Raw genomic sequence first — 17,974 nt, 5'->3', positions numbered from 1 at the left:
GTCTGCGTCCAAATCGAATAAATTAAGCGTGCTATCGGCCTTTAAGGCATCTTCTACGCGCTCGGCAATATCGTCAAGGTCTTGATTCTGAGGCGTCTGTGCGGTCGTGGTTGCAGGCGCACCAGGGGTTGGAGCAGTCGTATTTCCAGTAGCAGTTGGGGGAGCAGAATTAGATAGAACAGTTTGGTTATCGATCGAAACATTCGGTGCAATTTGCCGAGCGATTTGTTCGGCCAATGCTTTTTGTTCTGCCGTTTTAACGCGCCCTGTTAACACAATCGAATTACCCCGATCGTCTGCGTCCAAATCGAATAAATTAAGCGTGCTATCGGCCTTTAAGGCATCTTCTACGCGCTCGGCAATATCGTCAATGTTTTGATTCTGAACCGTCTGTGCGGTCGTGGTTGCAGGCGCAGAAGCGGTGGGAGCAGTCGTATTTCCAGTGGCAGTTGTGGGAGCAGAAGTAGATGGAACAGTTGTCTGTGAATTATTGGGGGGGGTGCAAGCCCCTAAACCCAAAACTGCAACAGTGCTGACGCTGATTCCTTTCACCAATAGCTTTAATAATTGCATATTCTTTGTTTGTTTTGTTTGTTGTGAAACGCAATTTTGCCGATAAACCTCAGCATGAAGTCTTTGAGGATTTCAACCTAACAAGTGAATGTACGATTGTTCATCCCTCAAAAGGAATGCTTTTGACAACCCTATTAATAAAAGGCAACAATAAATCAAATTTCGTGAACTAAGGTTGGCAAGTCCATAAGCTATCTCTATCGGTTTTCTTCCTAAGTATAGGAAGCAAATGTGATCGAAATGTGAGTAACAGAAATCAGTACATCACTTTTTGCTCACATTCATCAATGACGCTAGAAACAAGACCAAACAACAGAGAAGCATTTGGCTTGACAAGAAGCGTTATGACTGCAACGAATCTAGAAAAATTAGTAGAACAATCTTGGCATCACCTCTCTGTCGAGAAACTAGCTCGGCTTTTAGAGACTGACCTGGAAACAGGTCTATCTTCCGACGTGTCAGCCCAACGGCGCGAGATCCTCGGTCCCAATCAACTAACGGCTCAGAAGCAGAAAAGTGCCTGGTTGCGATTTTTTCAGCAACTGAATCAGCCGCTAATCTACATTTTGTTAGCCTCTGGCATAGTGACAGCATTTCTGAAAGAGTGGATTGATTCAGCGGTAATTTTTGGGGTTGCTCTGACGAATGCCACCATTGGTTTCGTTCAAGAGTCAAAGGCAGAGAATGCGATCGCCGCTTTAGCAAAATCTGTTGCAACTGAGGCAACCATTCTCCGCAACGGTCAAAAGCAAGTGGTTTCATCCAGCGAACTGGTTCCTGGCGATATCGTCTTGCTGTCTTCTGGGGATAAAGTGTCTGCGGATCTGCGGCTGATCGAAGTCCGTGACTTACAAGTCGATGAGTCAGCCTTAACGGGAGAATCTGTCCCGGTCCAGAAGCAATCCCAGGCGCTAGAGGCAGACGCTGCACTGGCCGATCGCACGAACATGGCCTATACCGGAAGCCTGGTAACCTTTGGACAGGGACGCGGACTCGTCGTCAGCATTGGTGACTTGACCGAGACCGGACACATCTCCCAACTCATGCAGCAAAGCAGCACACTGGAAACGCCACTGAGCCGCAAAATTGACAAATTTAGCAAAACCTTGCTCTATGTCATTTTAGGTTTGGCTGCCTTCACCTTTGTCGCAGGCATTGCCCAGAGATTTTCTTGGGTTGAGGTCTTCAAGGCATCTGTGGCGCTTGCCGTCAGCGCAATTCCTGAAGGCTTACCCGCGATTTTAACGGTGACACTGGCGATCGGAGTTTCCCAAATGGCAAAGCAGCACGCCATTATTCGCAAACTTCCGGCAATTGAGACGCTGGGCAGCACCACCGTGATTTGTTCCGACAAAACCGGAACCTTGACAGAGAATCAAATGACTGTTCAAGAGATCGATGCCGGTGGAAAGCGATATCGGGTTAGCGGTGGAGGATATGCACCAGACGGGAAAATTTCTGTAAACGGACACTCGGTTGACCTGGCGAACGCACCTGCTTTATATGAATGCCTGCAAGCAGGACTGTTGTGCAACGATTCTTATCTAGATGTGCAAGATGGGAACTGGACTGCGATCGGTAGTCCAACGGAAGGGGCGCTGGTTGCGGTAGCCCAAAAAGCGGGGTTAATTGCTGAGAAACTCGAGGAAGCGCTTACCCGGCTCGATACACTGCCGTTTGAATCTCAGTTTCAATACATGGCAACCTTACATGACGATCGCCCACAACGGTTGATTTATGTCAAGGGTTCAATTGAGGCAATTCTCCAGCGGTGTCGCCAGATGCTCGATGAACAGGGAGAGGCGATCGCCCTCAACCCCGCGCCGATCGAGCAAACTGTGGAGAGAATGGCGAAAAAAGGGTTACGAGTTCTGGCACTTGCCAAGAAAGTTGTACCCGCTTCTCAATCTTCAATAGAGCATTCTGATATTGAGCAAGGGTTAACTTTTCTGGGTCTGCAAGGTATGATCGACCCGCCCCGCCCCGAAGCGATTCAAGCGATTCAAGCCTGTCGGTCTGCGGGAATTCAGGTCAAGATGATTACCGGCGACCACGCCAAAACAGCAGCAGCGATCGCCCACCAAATGGGACTAAATCAAACCCAAGAGGCTCCCGTTTTTACGGGTCAAGAACTCGCTCAAATGAATCAGCAGCAATTAGCCAATGCTGTCGAACAAAGCTGTGTATTTGCTCGTGTCGCACCAGAACAAAAGCTGCGCATTGTCGAAGCACTTCAGTCTAAGGGCGAGATTGTGGCGATGACTGGAGATGGGGTTAACGATGCTCCCGCCCTGAAGCAAGCTGATATTGGGGTAGCGATGGGCATCACGGGCACTGAAGTCACAAAAGAAGCCGCAGATATGATTCTGACGGATGACAACTTTGCTTCGATCGAGAAAGCAGTTGAGGAAGGACGCACGGTTTATAAGAATCTGCTGCGGGCGATCGCCTTCATCCTGCCCGTGAATGGTGGAGAGTCCATGACCATCTTGATTGCCGTACTTCTAGCAACCCCACTACCCATTTTGCCAGTACAAATTCTCTGGCTGAATATGGTCAGTTCAGTTGCGTTGAGCTTACCGTTGGCATTTGAGCCGCCCTCTCCCGATGTCATGCAACAGCCGCCTCGACCTGCCAATGAACCGCTTCTGTCTCGCAGGCTGACCGCTCGGATTCTGACAGTTTCGGTATTTAACTGGATTGCGATCTTTGGGATGTTTGAATGGATCGTCCAAACCACAGGCAATGAAGCTCTAGCCCGGACGATGGCAATTCAAGCATTGGTGGCGGCCGAAGCTTTTTACCTGTTAAGCATCAGTCGCTTTGTTCCGGCGATCGCCGCCAAACTGCGCGGTAAAGATGAATCAGTTGGCTATGCGGTGGCGATCGGCATTGGGGCTATTTTCATTCTCCAATTCCTGTTTAGCCAATGGGGCATTATGAATCAGTTATTCGACACTCAAGCTTTGACCGCAATCCAAGCCTTAATTTGTATCGGATTCGGACTGCCAATGATTCCTTTGTCAGCTTTGTTAAAGCGTTTTGCACCTCTAAACTAAGCGGTTTTTGTGATGCAACTATTGCAAGCGGCTTTACACACTATTGACCAATTTTGTAGCGTTGAATATTAAATATCTCTCATGAATTACCAAAATCTCAAACGTGCTAGCGGCCTATTTACTAATCATCGAAACGCAGAGCAGGCGCTAGTTGAGCTAAAAAGCAAGGGCTTCCCCATGCACAAGATTTCTGTGATTGCTAAACCTTCTGACAATGATGATTTGGACTCTCTGGGCGTGCAGAAAATTTTAATCACAAGAGCAGCAGGCGCACAAGTAGGCGCGATCTTAGGCAGCATACGACTAGGTTCACTAGCCTTAATTGTTGGACTCAGCAGCCTGCTAATTCCCGGTCTCGGTCAGGCATTAGCGGTGGAAAGCATTTTAGCAACTTTCTTTGGAAGTGGGATTGCTGCAACTGCTGGCGGTCTGTATGGCGCACTTCAAGGATGGTTGGTGCCAGAAGAACAAGCAAGAATTTACAATAACAGATTTAACCAGGGAGATTATTTGATCGTCATGGAGGCAAGAGAAAATGAGATCGTGATTGCTGAACCTGTCCTTAAACGTTGGGAGATTCTGACGTGGCGTGTTTGTGATGCTACCTAAATTCAAGGTCAGAAAAGACGATTACCCTACTCCCAGACAAGACAATTAGCTCTGGTTTCTCTTTGATGAATTCGCCAACGGTATCCTTTTAAACTCAGGGCTTTTTCATTCTCAGGAAAACCAGGGTTTTGTCGGGTAGTGCCAAGAATACCGACCCTCCCCATCCATGAGGGCAACTGCGGAGGGATTGCCCGTACAGGTGTTTGGTGGGATTGGGGCAGCCCCTATACGCTGCCCCTACAAGAGAATGAAACAGCCCTGCGAAGCGGGGAACTTAAGCTTAATTGTCACCAATGGCCGCAGGCATCGCACCCACATACAGCAGATTGCAAGCTTACAGATGACAGTAACAGCATTTAGTAAACCAGTTTTTTAGATATTGAGGATTGATTAAATCGAGCGATCCGGCAATTAATGTATCAATTATTTTTGTTGTGGGTGAAAAAAATTATGCAGAAAAGACTTAAGTTGCGACCAATATAATTCCAGGGTACTGATGCTTTGTCAGCTTTGAGAACAGCTATATTTTAGAGATTTGTGCGCTGGTTGCAATAAAATATAGACGTATTTACTGCCTATAAAGCCAGTTTTGAATTTATTTGGGTAAAATTTTGTTTAAGTGCCGCTAAGAAATTCCCAAAGCTGTTTCAGACATCGTAATAAAATTTTTTGCTAAAACTCGCTGGTGAATAGGAATATCAATAATAAACTTTGTCCCCTGATTAGGAGCTGAAATACAATTGAGCTGGCCACCATGTTTCTCCACTACAATCTGATGGGAAATTGACAACCCAATACCGATGCCCTTCCCAAGAGGTTTAGTAGTAAAAAATGGCTCAAATAGGTGTCTGCTGATATCTTCTGTCATCCCAGACCCGTTATCCTTAATCTGGATTACTACCCGATTGCTTTCCGTGACTTCAGTGCGAATGACAATCTTAGAGGGATTGGCTTTAATTTCACTTAACGATCGCGTCGCATTGTAATCATCTAAGGCCTCAATAGCATTAACGACAAGATTCATAAACACCTGGTTAAGCTGACCAGCATAACACTCTACCAAAGGCAGATTGCCGAATTCTCTGACCACCTCAATCGGAGGTCGATCGCCCCTTCCTTTAAAGCGGTTATGCAAAATTAACAGAGTGCTATCAATACCCTGGTGAATATCCACTGGTTTCATCTCAGATTCATCTAAGCGCGAGAAGATTCGCAGCGACTGAATAATTTCGCGAATACGGTCTACACCTACCTTCATTGAAGTCAGCAGTTTAGGCAAGTCTTCAACCAAAAACTCCAGTTCTATATCGTCTATTTTATTTTCAATTTTTGCTCCAGAAACGGGGAATTCCTGCTGATAAAGATTCACGAGTTCAATCAGACTTTTGGTATAGTCATGGGCGTAAGAAAGATTCCCAAAAATAAAATTAACGGGATTATTGATTTCATGGGCTACACCTGCAACAAGCTGACCTAGAGAAGACATTTTTTCGCTCTGCACAAGTTTAGTTTGGGTCAATTGCAATTCGCGAAAAGCTTTTTCTAAGCATTGAGCTTGGGTTCGTAATTGAGCTTCCGATTCTTGCAATCCCGCCTCTGCTTGCAGACGCTCTTGAATCTCCTGTTTGAGCAATTGATTGGATTGAAAAAGTTCCGCCGTCCTTTCCTCAACTCGCCTTTCCAACTCCGATGCCAGCTTCAAGAGCGAGGATTCCGCTTTGACACGCTGTTCGATTTCTGCTTGCAAGCACACATTTTTCTCTAGGAGTTTCTTCGACAGGTTGCGGATCTTCATGTGGACATTAACGCGAGCTAAAACCTCTTCATGCTGAAGAGGCTTAGTGATATAATCCACTGCACCAAGACTCAAACCTTTAACCTTATCCACCGTATCCGCAAGAGCCGTCATAAAAATCACGGGAATGTCTCTCGTTAAATCATTGGCTTTCAAACGGCTGCAAGTTTCAAACCCATCTATTCCCGGCATAAGCACATCCAACAGAATTAAATCGGGCGCGGCATATTCGACCTTCTGGAGAGCACTTTGCCCATCCCTAGCTACCAATACTTTGAAGCCATAATCAGCCAAAAAATCGAACAGTACACCTAAATTAGTGGGGGTATCATCTACGATTAAAATTGTGCTTTGTTCGTGAAATTCGTTACTCATTATTTTGCAGTCCTATATTTCTTAATAAACTCCAAGATTTGTTGTTCTTCAAACCCTTTCACTAAATGGCGCAGATGGGTAGCAAAGGGCCTCCATTGCTCATTGAGTTGTTCTAACTTTGTAGCTTGCTCCCCAATAGCTCGAAGATCGCCCATCATAGCCAGATTGAATAAAACGGCGATTTCTTCATCAGGTGGAGCTACAAGTTCAGAACTTAGAGATTTTTGTCCTGCTTCTGCTTTCCGAATTTCTTCTAAATTTTCTTCATAGATCCATTCTAACCCTAAATGAGTACGTAATTTTTCTAAAAGCTCCTCTATTCGTATAGGTTTTGGGATAAAGTCATTGCAACCTACTTCCACACTTTGTTGTTTATCGAAATCAAAAACGCTGGCCGAAGTAGCAATCACTACTAAATTACTGTGAGCTTGTGATTTGCGAATCCGGCGGGTCGCTTCTAAGCCACTCATTATTGGCATCATCAAGTCCATTAAAATACAATCGGGTTTAAACTCTTGCGCCTTGTTTAAACAGTCCTGACCCTCAGTTGCTTCCAGAATTTCAAATCCTAAAGGCTCAAGCATTCCCAGAATTATTGAGCGATTCTGCCACTTGTCATCAGCTATGAGAATTTTTCGCTTTCCGCCTTTGAAACCAACGATGACGTGAGCCTTCGCTTTGGCTACATTAGTCGCCCATTCCGATACCTCGGGTAAATCTAAATCGAAGAAGAAAATGCTCCCTTTTCCTAATGTACTCTTCACCTTTATTTCACCACCCATCATCTGGACTAATTGGCGGCTAATTGCCAGTCCTAATCCTGTTCCTTCAATCTTAAGATTGGCCTCTCCTACTTGGTGAAAAGGCAAAAATATGTCTTGCAATTGCTCTGGTGCCATACCAACTCCGGTATCTTCCACTTGAAACCGGAGCTTGCCATTATGATATCCTACTTTGAATGCCACTCCGCCTTGTTCGGTAAACTTAATCGCATTGCCAAGTAAATTAATTAAAACTTGCCGCAACCGTTTTTCATCACCCTCGACGGCAAGAGGTAGTTTGGTAATTGGCTCGTAAATCAGGGAGATTCCCTTTTGTTCTGCCCGAATATTGCAAATTTCAGCAAGGCCTTCCAAAAATTCCGAGAAAGGGAAATTACTGAGGTGAATTTCCATTTTTCTGGCTTCGATTTTGGACAGGTCTAAAATATCGTTAATTAGGGTTAAGAGGTGTTCGCCGCACTGACTAATCACATTCAGACCATCTTTTTGCTGCTCCGCTAAGTTTTTTTGTCGTTTGAGGATTTGGGTGTAACCCAAAATGCCATTAAGTGGTGTTCGGAGTTCGTGGCTCATATTAGCAAGAAACTCACTTTTGGCAGAGTTGGCTGCTTTTGCTAATTCTTCTGCTTTTTGTAAATGGATATTTTTTTCTTGTAACTGTTGCGTTCTTTCTACTACCTTTGCTTCTAAACTTGCGTTGGCTGCTTCCAAATCGTTATAAAGACGGGCATTTTCAATTGAAATAGCTGCTTGAGAAGATAAAAGTTGTAAAACTTCTAAACGATCTGGAGTAAAAGCACCAGTTGTGAGATTATTTTCTAAGTAAAGAATGCCCGTAAGTTTTCCTTGATGGATGATGGGAGTACATAATACTGACTTGGGTTTTTGGTTGACGATATAAGTATCCGCCGTGAAGGTTCCCTCGCAACTCGCATCGTTTAATACAACATTTTCCTGAGTTCGGGCAACATAGTTAATCAAAGATATGGGTAGTTGCTGACTTTTTTCTACAGGTATTGTTGGCAGCACTTCTACATCGTTATCTACGGTTCCGTAAGCTTCAATTAGTAGATTTCCAGCTTTTTCTAAAATGAAAATACCACTTTGAGCACCCGCATTCTCAATTACAATTTTCATCAATTTCGCCAACAGCTTACTCAGCACAATTTCGCCAGAAAGAGCTTGAGATGCTTTGATCACAGTAGCTAAATCTAGCGAGCCTCCACTCTCTGTCGAGGTAGTGCTCATAACGACCTGGCTGCGTTGAGTTTCTGGCTTGGCTATCCGGGAAAATATTTGAGGATATCTGGCTTCTAAATCTTTGACTATAGCTTTCGCTCCCCAGCGACTATATCCGTAGTAAGCATCGGTTAAATAAACCCGAGCAATTTTATCTTTGGAGCGGGAAAAATAAAATTCTGCGGCCAGTTCGTTTGCTAATGCTTCTTCTTGGATATATCCCTGTTCTTTGGCTCCTGCTATCGCGCGATCGTAATAATCGCTAGCTTCTAAAGGTTGTCCCAAAATCCGCGCTTTTTCTGCTTCTACTAAGTCATACTTATGCTGGAAGTTACTCGGTGCATGAAACGCCCAAGTCTTCATTTTTTCTTGGTTTGCTGCTACTTCACTTAAATATTGTTCTTTCTGGCTTGGCTGTACTTTTGGATGCAGTGCTAGAAGGGCAAGAGAATAGTAGAAGTTGCTGAGCGCATTCTGAATTAATCCCACGCCGCAACTGGCATATTCTGATACTAAATTGGCACTGACTATTGTACCTTCGTAATCTTTAAAGCAATAACGGAGCATCGCTTGAGCGGCATAGTAGAAAAAGAGTAGAGTACCATTATTAGATTCTCGGAACATCGGTATCATTTCTTCTTCATTAAAAATGTCACCTATCAACCGATATTTTTCTGAGTTTTTGCCAAGAATATTCTTAACTAATTGCTGGTAAATTTTGATAGCAAAAGTATCGTAATCTTGCTTATATTTAATGGTAATAGCCACATATTTTTCTTGTTCACGCTCAACTTTTTCTAGCTCTTTTTCGGTTAAAAATGTCATGTAGCAATAATTGATCAGGCAGTGACAACCACATTCTAAATCACCTACTTCTAAGCCACTTTGCATAGCATCAATCAAAGGTTCTAGGGTTTCCCTACTATGATCTTTCCAGCATCTAAGAAGAGCATTAAATATTAACCCAATTTTACAGTTGAGCGAGTTAGTCTCAAATTTCTCCAATACAACAATGGATAGTTTGCCAAATTTATATCCAGAATCTATATCCCCCATTGGTCCACATAGAAGAGATCCATAGAAAACGTAGGCGTAAGCAGATTCGGGCGAGTTGCCATACTTGATCGACAAATCGATCATCGTATATATAATTAGTGGCAGCATAGCTCCATTGCCAAGATAAGCCGATATGACGATGCTCGTTAATATCCGCATCGCCGCAAGTTGATCGACATCTGTCATTGGTGGCAGATTGGCTAAATCCTCAATAATCAATGTTTGAGGGGGTTCTTGCTCCAGAGAAATGCCAAACATTTCCAGAACGCTAATACCAGTATCTATAGCTGATTGGGCTCGGTTTTCAGCCATATCAAACTGAATTTTTAGTTCGTAGACTTTGATTTTTTCTAGGAGGGTTTTTGCTTGTTTGATGATGACATCAGACAACTGTTGCGATCGCTCAAAGTTGGTAGTTATGAATTCGGCTTCTGCTGCTTCTAAATGGAGGGTGATCGTTAGATCGTACTGACTCTCCCAGCTATCCTCCGCAAGCAGTTCCAAACCCACCTTCAAATATTTGACGGCCGACTCATAAGCTGTTGCTGCTTTGGCTTTCTGTCCGGCGATCAGATTGAGTTCTGCCAGCTCATATCTTTCCAACTCCAAAGTGATTAAATCGGTTCCGTAATTTAGTTGGTTAACCAGCGCAAAGATATTTTCTTTTCGTTCTTCAGGCGTTGTCGAATGCAGTAGTAGTTGACCGATTTTTAGGTGAGTTTCTTTTTTATGCTCGTCGGGAATTAGAGAATAAGATGCCTGCTGCACTCGGTCATGCAAAAACTTATAAATGACATCAAACTGCTCGGTTGAATTTTCTGTCGATGTTTCCGAGTCAAATAGCAAAGGGATTTTGTAGGAATTATTTAGCGGGAGAACCAAACCAGCTTGTAGCGCTTCCCATAAATCCCTTGCCGTCTCTGACTGAGATTTTTTATTAGCAATTGCCAAAAAGTCTAAACTGAATTGGTCTCCAATACAGGCAGCTAATTTTAAGACATTCTGCGTCTGGGACGACAGCTTTTGAATTTGGCTGACCATCAATTCGACGACATTATCGCTGATATCAATGGCTTGAAGCAGTTGGATATCCCACTGCCAACAAACTCGCTCAAAATTAAAAGATAGGAGTTTGTCTTGATAAAGGGATTTGAGAAGTTGAGTTAAGAAGAAGGGATTTCCCTGGGTTTTCTTAAAAACTAACTCAGCCAGGGGCAAAACTTGGGAAATTTGACTGCGAAGGGTTTCGCTGACTAATTGATTGACATGAGAGATATCCAAAGGTTGGAGGATAATATTATTTACTATCGCCCTGGTATTTTCAATTTGCTCTAATGTATAAATTAAGGGATGAGTGGCACTGACTTCATTATCCCGATAAGCCCCAATTAATAGCAGATATTTACTATCTGGATCGGTCATAATTAGCTGGATAAGCTTGAGCGAAGCTGAATCGGCCCACTGCAAGTCATCCAAAAATATCACTAGGGGGTGTTCGGCTTTACTAAACACCTGTATAAATTTTTGAAACACTCGATTAAATCGGTTTTGAGATTCAGTCGGTCCCAAGGTCGGAACGGCAGGCTGTGGATCAATAATCTTTTCTACTTCGGGAATAACATCAATAATAATTTGCCCATTGGCACCAAGTGCTTCGAGAATTTTAGCTTTCCAAATTGCTATTTGAGCGGAACTTTCAGTTAGCAGTTGCCGCATCAATCCTTGAAATGCTTGAATTAAAGAAGCGTAAGGAATATTCCGCTTAAATTGGTCAAATTTACCAGAAAGAAAATACCCTCGTGCTCCGACTATAGGTTTATCAACTTCATTAACCAAGGAAGATTTGCCGATACCTGAATAACCGGAAACTAGCATCATTTCCGTTTTCCCACCACTGACGCGAGCGAAGGCTTCTAGCAAACTAGCAACTTCTCTTTCCCGTCCATAGAGTTTTTGCGGAATCAGAAATTGGCTGTAGGAATCTAGTTGACCTATAATAAAGTGGCAAATCTCTCCTGAAGAAAGCATCTGCTGGCAGGTTTCTAAGTCAACCTTTAGTCCCAAAGCACTTTGATATCTATCTTCAGCGGTTTTAGATAATAATTTCATTACGATATCAGAAACTGCATCCGGGATTTCTGAATTCAGTTCTTTCGGTGGTATTGGTGCTTTAGCTATATGGCAGTGAACGAATTCTAGAGGGTCTTTTGCGGAAAAAGGTAGCTTACCCGTCAGCATTTCATAAAATGTAACACCAAGGGAGTAAAAGTCGGTGCGGTAGTCCACTGTGCGGTTCATTCTGCCGGTTTGTTCCGGCGACATATAAGCGAGAGTTCCTTCTAATAAGTTGGGATTGGTGACGGTTTGATTTTCTCGCTCTAAGAGAGAAGCAATGCTAAAATCAATGATTTTTACTTCTTTTGTCTCTGGGTTAATTAGGATATTTTGGGGCTTAATATCTTTATGGATCACATTACTATGATGAATCTCTCCCAGAGTGTTTGCTAACTGAATGCCGATTTTGAAAAATGCGTTTATAGCCAAGGATTGATTTTTGAGAAAATCTTTTAAAGATTGACCGCTAAAATTTTCTACTATCAGCGCTAAGCCGTTATGATAGTTTTCTAAGGCTATGGGCTTGACTATTCCTTCACTTTCTAAATGTCTGAGAATTTTATGTTCGTGTCTTAAGCGGGAAATTTCTTCGATTGTCGGATGCTCGGCCTTAAAGGTTTTGACGATCGCGGAGGTTCTATCAACCTGTCTTGTGGCGCGATAAATAATAGTATTGACACTTTCGTAAATGGCTTCGCTCAGGTTGTAACCGAAAATGCTAGTGGTCATGTGCGTAATTTCACTAATAAGAAATTGAAGAGCAGGCAGTATTCTAAGTAGGTATACTGATATTTATGGTAGGATTTCTTAAAAATCTTTAAATGCACTACAAATAAGCATAATCTAAGCATTTTTAAATTTTGTGAAAATTAATAAATCTCAATATAAAACAAACTAATAATTGTCCGCCTATATGAATATATAGAGCTTTTCTCAGAAAGAGGAGGTATAGCCTTTCGAGCTCTCATATGAGGTACTCATGGGCATAGGGCATAGGCCTCCGTGGGCATAGGGCATAGGGCATAGGGCATACCTCACTTTTTTGAGAACCGCTATACAATAACAGCAGTAACTAAACCAGATTCAAAGATTTTATAATGTAACTTAATTGAATGCAAAATCTATCGTTTTTCCTAATTATTGATAATTTGTCGTCTTGATAGAACGGAGAATAATTTTAACTTGGATTCCTAAATTTTTAATGAAATTTTATTTATATTTATTGTTCAGCGTAACAGCGGAAACCGCTGTATAATCCTGCAAGTGAAACCGCATTCTTGTTGAAATATTTCTACAAAGTTACTTTTTTCTATTTGAATGATCTGCCTATCACGCCGACTAAATGCTACGAACAGGTAGGAAAAAAATGGGCAAAATTTCAACTGAGAACAAGACAATTATCCTGCGAAAATGCTGAAATAATCAGTATCGAACAATTAAGGCTAACCTGATTTATACCACACCAACTTCTGAATTCTAGGTTGCGAACTTATCTAGACGGTAGAGGACAAATCCTTACATTAATCCATCCGTTTATTAAACAAAAGAACAAGGCAAAGCTGAATTAACACAGAGAAAAAGGCTACTGATTTTACCATTGCCTCTCCGTTTTTATTTTATTTCAAGGACGATATTGAAAATTTGTCAGCATCAATTCCGTCAGGAGCGCTAGTTAAAGCACTGTATTAAAAATATCACTCTAATGACTCAACATACGTTATTTGTATGCGTACTTTGTCGTTTCTCAAGCATTGAGCAACAAGCTGGACTGATCCCAGGTCAATCTCTATTCAATCAGCTGAGTGAGGAATTAGCATCCTGTAAGGGTTTTGCAATCATCCAGAGCTACCAGAACAAGTGCAATCTAAAAACGATTCAACGTGTTTTCAAGGCGCGTGCGATCGCTCAGCGACATGAATCTATGCAATCCTAGAGTAGCCATGTGAGCAATAAAGACGACTTCGATTAGGAAATGGCTCATCGACTCTAAAGTGACGATTGCCCAAGCTAATCCCACTGGAGTTTGAATGCCACAGCCAATTCGGAAAAATGTTTCGACACTGAAATACAAGAAGGGCAGAAATCCAGCAACACGTTCCCCATTCCGCTGCTGAAGTCCTCCCAAATCCAGTGCATCCAGACTCCAATCAGCAAGAGCAAAAATGACAACCAGGCTGAGCGAAACGATCGCCAATTGCCAAAGGGCGAAAAGCCAGCGAGATTTTATGGTGCGATCGGTTGTCGTAACTATTTCCCAAAAGTGAATAAACTGATTACTATAGCAATCCTCGCATCAAAAGTGAATTTCTTACTCCCGAGCGAGCGGCTTCGGGTCGGGTTGGGGTGGGGTAAAAAATTTACGACTCCTGCAAGGATTGCTATATCTGACAGCCAATCTATTCTAGTAGGAAACTAGCTTCGAGAGCAGTGTGAGGTTTTACGCTCAGTATCAGATTGTTGCTTTTCTAAGGCAGTTTGGGGTCAACAGGAGGTATTGACGATCGCAGCGATATCAGATTGTTGTCTTGGTGAGGTAGTTTGGTCCCAACAAGAGCTGCGGGACGATCGGGGCGATCGCCCAACCAACCCAGAAATCCTGTTTCAGCTCGATCGGCATTCATCCAAAAACACCCCATAAATTGCAGTTACGTCTACAGCAGAGTGAACCGTCTCGTGTAGACTAAAACCGTAGTTAATCTGTCAATTTATTTGAGGAAACCGAGTTTATGAGAGGAGTATCGGCGATCGAGTCGATTGTAGCGCAAGCACCTCCCTTGGGCAGCGCTCCTGCTACAAATAGCCAAACGGCAGGAGCCATTCCTGAATTGGTCATCATTTTGATCATTCTGCTGCTGATTGCAACTTTTGTTGCACTCGTAACCCAACGGTTGCGAATTCCCTACGTGACGGGCTTAGTGTTAGCAGGCTTGCCCATTACGGAGCTCTTGTCGCGTCGAATTGGTTTAGACCCCTCTTTAGTATTAAATCTTTTCCTACCAATTCTGATTTTTGAAGCAGCTATCAATACGGATATCAGCCGTCTTCGCAGCACCTTTAAGCCGATCGCCCTGCTGGCGGGTCCAGGCTCGATCTTTTCCTCAGCAATTATCGCTATTCTGGTTAAATTTGGGCTGGGGCTAGACTGGATTCCGGCATTGCTGATCGGAGTCATTCTGGCAAACACTGATACAGTCTCGATGATCGCGGTTTTTAAAGACATCCGCGTGCCTTCTCGATTGTCCACCATTGTTGAGGGAGAAACTCTGTTCAATGATGCGGCTGCTCTAATTTCATTTAATTTGGTTTTAGTCATTTATGCGACAGGCTCTCTCACCGCTATACAAGGCGTGAAGGAACTGCTCGTGGTTGCCTTAGGTGGGGCAGTGGTCGGGGGTGTTTTAGGTTACTTGAGCGTGCCGATATTTGTTCGCTTAAACGATCCGTTGAGTAGCCTTTTGCTAACCGTCGCTCTCGCATTGGGAACCTTCCAAATCGGACAATTTTTAGGCGTATCGGGCGCGGTGGCGGTGGTCATCGCCGGACTTGTTTTTGGCAACCTTGGGCTGCCTCGCAGTTCGTCTGCCTCGGATCGGATTACCTTGCTGAGTTTCTGGGAATACGCTGGTTTTGGCGTCAATACGTTTATTTTCCTGCTGATTGGAATTGAAATTAACCCGCTAACGGTGTGGAGAATTTTGCCATCCATTTTATTCGTCATTCTGGCTTATCAACTGGGACGGATTCTCTCGGTCTATTTGTTATTAGCGGGGCTGCGTTGGTTCGATCGCCCCATTCCGCTACGCTGGCAGCACATTTTGGTTTTAGGGAATATTAAAGGGTCTCTCTCAATGGCCTTAGCTGTTACGATTCCCTTGACCCTACCAGGACGGGATAACATCATTGCCCTGGTGTTCGGTGCAGTTTTATTCTCCTTGGTCGGACAGGGATTAAGTTTACCGTGGATGGTAAAACGACTAAAAATTAGCCGTGTTTCTGATGTAATGCAGGAAGCTGGGCAGTTACAGATTCAGTTGATCGCTTCCAAAGCGGCTCAAGATGAGCTAGATAGTTTGCTGAAATCTGGCGTGTTGCCGAAGGCAGTTTACGAGGAGCTATGGGCATCGTATCAAGCACGAGTAGCACACTCTGAGCGAGTGCTGCGCGATCTCTACAATAAACATCGGGCAGGGCAAGTACAGGGCGATCGCAGCGGGCTAGATACGATTCGACGGCGATTGCTTCTAGCAGAAAAAGGAGCAGTTAGCGATGCCCTGCGCAAGCGAATTGTCCCAGAGGATCTGGTTCATCCTTACATCAAAGATTTGGATGAGAAACTTCTAAAGTTGGCAGATGACTAGCGCGAATGCCGAGGTAATCAATCATCTGGTGAACTAGCTCTGGACGGGTGACGACCAAGATGGTAGAGCCTGCTTCAAGAACAGTATTGCCGTTTGGAATCTCCAGATTGGCGCAGGCATGGCATTGATAACCAATAATCAGCGAACCTGTTGGAAAACGAGGGTCTTGAGCAATTTGAGCAACGGTGCGACCTGCCACCTTGCAATCGCCTGGAACTGGCAGCTTTAGTACCTCGACTTGCCCGTATTCAAAGTGCATCATCGACTCGATTTGGGGATATTCAATCGCATTCGCCATTGATGCAACTGCCAAATCAATAGTGCTGATGATGTGACTGGATCCGGCAAGCCGATAGGCTTCCAGGAATTCGCGATCGCGCATTCGCACCACAATATGGGAAATGCCATAGCTCCTGGATAGGGTGATCAGCGCTAAATTCAGTGCATCATCCCCGAGTGCTGCAACGACTGCGTTTGCTTGTTTAATTCCCGCTTCCAGAAGAACCGTTGTACTCACCGCACTGCCTTCAAATGCCATCACTCCGATTTTTTCGCGAGCAAAGCGACACGCAAGCGGGTCGGCATCGATGATTGCCACCGTATGACCGAGTTTTAATAGCTGCTGGGCTAAACCCAGCCCCATCATTCCTGCTCCACCAATTAATATGTACATGACTATTTGTCACCCCAAGAATGAACGTTACAGATTTATCTCTATGAGTGAGATGGTTGTGGGTTGCTATCAGTTTAATCTGCTTGTGGGGTGGCTTTTACCGGGCTTAGTTATTACCTGTTCGACAGTTAATTTAATCTGGTTGTGGAGTTGGCATGGGAGCCAGCCCCTCAAGAGATTTTCCTCAGTTAGGTGCGCCGCGGGAACCCTACATAATCTTAGGCACTTTAAAAAACTCCCCATCGCGATCGGGAGCTCCCTGCAAAATACTTTCTCCGTTAGCAAAAGGTTGCAAATCGTCCGATCGCATCACATTACTAACATCGATCGCCCGCGTTGTCGGCTCCACATTACTCGTATCCAGTTCGCTCAACTGCTCAAAATAATCCAAAATACCGTTCAGTTGACTGGTAAACTGCTCTTCTTCTTCAGGTGTTAATTCTAATCTAGCTAAATTCGCTACTTTCCGAACTTCTTCTCTGTCTATCATAAAAATCTGTAATTGGGAATTGGGAATTGGGCAAACAGGGAATTGGGCATGGGGAATTGGGCATAGGGAATTGGTTATTTGTTATTTGTTATTTGTTATTAGAGAAACGACTAACTACTAACTATGCTCCATGCCCCATGCCCCATGCCCTATGCCCCATTCCCATCATAGTTAAAAATACACATCAATCTGCGATCTGCCTGTCGTCTTCAGCCAATTTTGCACCTCAATGTAATTGTTCGGTGCCAAGCGAATAGCCTCCTTCCAATAATCCGCCGCTTTATCAAACAGGCCTTCCGCCGCTTCAAGATTGCCAGCTTCCTTTTCTTTTTCCCCTTTATAGTGGTAAATCACAGCAATATTATTCAGGGCCTGCGGCATTCTCGGATTGAGATCCAGGGCTTCGCTGTAATATTCCAAACCTTTATCGTGTTCGCCGTTGCTAGTATGGATCAGCCCCATATTGTACAAGACATAACTGCGATCGTAAGGATCTTCCTCCAGCTTCAGCGCTTCCTGATAATTTTCCAGCGCTTCAGCATATTCGCCATCTGCTTGAGCTGACATACCATCCCGGTAATAAGCAAAAGCTTCCTTCGCCTGCTTTTTGGCCGGCATAATCTTGAGGATGATATCAGCCATTACCGTGAAACTTTTGTCAATAAAGTTATCGTTGCGTTGACTTCTTGGCATATGCGATTCTTTGGTTAGTGGCTAATCAGTAAAATTAGCCTGTAAAGTTTTCCTATTAATAATTGCGCAACTGTTTCAGTTGGCCGTTGTGTTGAGGGCGCTAACAAGTTTAGTCGATCGCAAGTGCGAACCTTAAAACACGCCCTTGGGTTTAACA

The 17,974-nt window shown here is 43.8% G+C and carries 11 protein-coding genes; 3 read left to right on the top strand and 8 right to left on the bottom strand.

The genetic code is table 11. The annotated features are described in order from the left end of the window. Positions 1 to 573: BON domain-containing protein (locus QUB61_RS01315; RefSeq protein WP_333189779.1), on the bottom strand; the 573-nt coding region annotated here is incomplete at its 3' end. A gap of 344 nt (positions 574 to 917) precedes the next feature. Here QUB61_RS01315 and QUB61_RS01310 point away from each other — a divergent pair. Further along, positions 918 to 3,632, top strand: coding sequence for a cation-transporting P-type ATPase (locus QUB61_RS01310; protein ID WP_333132197.1), 2,715 nt, complete (start codon positions 918 to 920; stop codon positions 3,630 to 3,632). 81 nt (positions 3,633 to 3,713) lie between these two features. Next, entirely contained in the window at positions 3,714 to 4,241 is a 528-nt protein-coding gene (locus QUB61_RS01305; RefSeq protein ID WP_333132198.1) for a hypothetical protein, read from the top strand. Positions 4,242 to 4,866: 625 nt separating this feature from the next. On the opposite strand, the gene QUB61_RS01300 is transcribed toward QUB61_RS01305, so the two are convergent. The 4 genes from QUB61_RS01300 to QUB61_RS01285 form a co-directional block, all read right to left on the bottom strand. After that, complete coding sequence (locus QUB61_RS01300; RefSeq protein ID WP_333132199.1) at positions 4,867 to 6,411, bottom strand: response regulator; 1,545 nt, start codon at positions 6,409 to 6,411, stop codon at positions 4,867 to 4,869. Beyond that, entirely contained in the window at positions 6,411 to 12,332 is a 5,922-nt protein-coding gene (locus QUB61_RS01295; RefSeq protein ID WP_333132200.1) for an AAA family ATPase, read from the bottom strand. Before QUB61_RS01295 ends, QUB61_RS01300 begins: the two co-directional genes overlap by 1 nt. A gap of 1,135 nt (positions 12,333 to 13,467) precedes the next feature. Beyond that, entirely contained in the window at positions 13,468 to 13,797 is a 330-nt protein-coding gene (locus QUB61_RS01290) for a hypothetical protein (RefSeq protein WP_333132201.1), read from the bottom strand. A 271-nt stretch (positions 13,798 to 14,068) separates the two neighbouring features. After that, positions 14,069 to 14,224, bottom strand: a complete 156-nt coding sequence (locus QUB61_RS01285) for a hypothetical protein (protein ID WP_333132202.1) — start codon at positions 14,222 to 14,224, stop codon at positions 14,069 to 14,071. 105 nt (positions 14,225 to 14,329) lie between these two features. Here QUB61_RS01285 and QUB61_RS01280 point away from each other — a divergent pair, with 105 nt between their 5' ends. Continuing rightward, on the top strand, positions 14,330 to 15,961 hold the full coding sequence (locus QUB61_RS01280; protein ID WP_333132203.1) for a sodium:proton antiporter: 1,632 nt from the start codon (positions 14,330 to 14,332) through the stop codon (positions 15,959 to 15,961). Here QUB61_RS01280 and QUB61_RS01275 read toward each other — a convergent pair. The 3 genes from QUB61_RS01275 to QUB61_RS01265 all read right to left on the bottom strand — a co-directional run bounded on the left by QUB61_RS01275 (position 15,918) and on the right by QUB61_RS01265 (position 17,817). Next, the gene (locus tag QUB61_RS01275) at positions 15,918 to 16,634 is read right to left on the bottom strand and encodes a TrkA family potassium uptake protein (protein ID WP_333132204.1); all 717 of its coding nucleotides are present in this window, start codon (positions 16,632 to 16,634) and stop codon (positions 15,918 to 15,920) included. The two genes, QUB61_RS01280 and QUB61_RS01275, sit on opposite strands and share 44 nt — an antisense overlap. Before the next feature lie 208 nt (positions 16,635 to 16,842). After that, positions 16,843 to 17,124, bottom strand: coding sequence for an Asp-tRNA(Asn)/Glu-tRNA(Gln) amidotransferase subunit GatC (gene gatC / locus QUB61_RS01270; protein WP_333132205.1), 282 nt, complete (start codon positions 17,122 to 17,124; stop codon positions 16,843 to 16,845). Positions 17,125 to 17,295: 171 nt separating this feature from the next. Then, complete coding sequence (locus QUB61_RS01265) at positions 17,296 to 17,817, bottom strand: photosystem I assembly protein Ycf3 (RefSeq protein WP_333132206.1); 522 nt, start codon at positions 17,815 to 17,817, stop codon at positions 17,296 to 17,298. Between the last annotated feature and the right edge of the window lie 157 nt (positions 17,818 to 17,974).

The organism is Microcoleus sp. C2D2 (assembly GCF_036702495.1).
Classification (GTDB): domain Bacteria; phylum Cyanobacteriota; class Cyanobacteriia; order Cyanobacteriales; family Microcoleaceae; genus Microcoleus.
The sequence above is the reverse complement of the archived record's forward strand: the minus strand, read 5'-3'. Positions and strand labels throughout refer to the sequence as shown.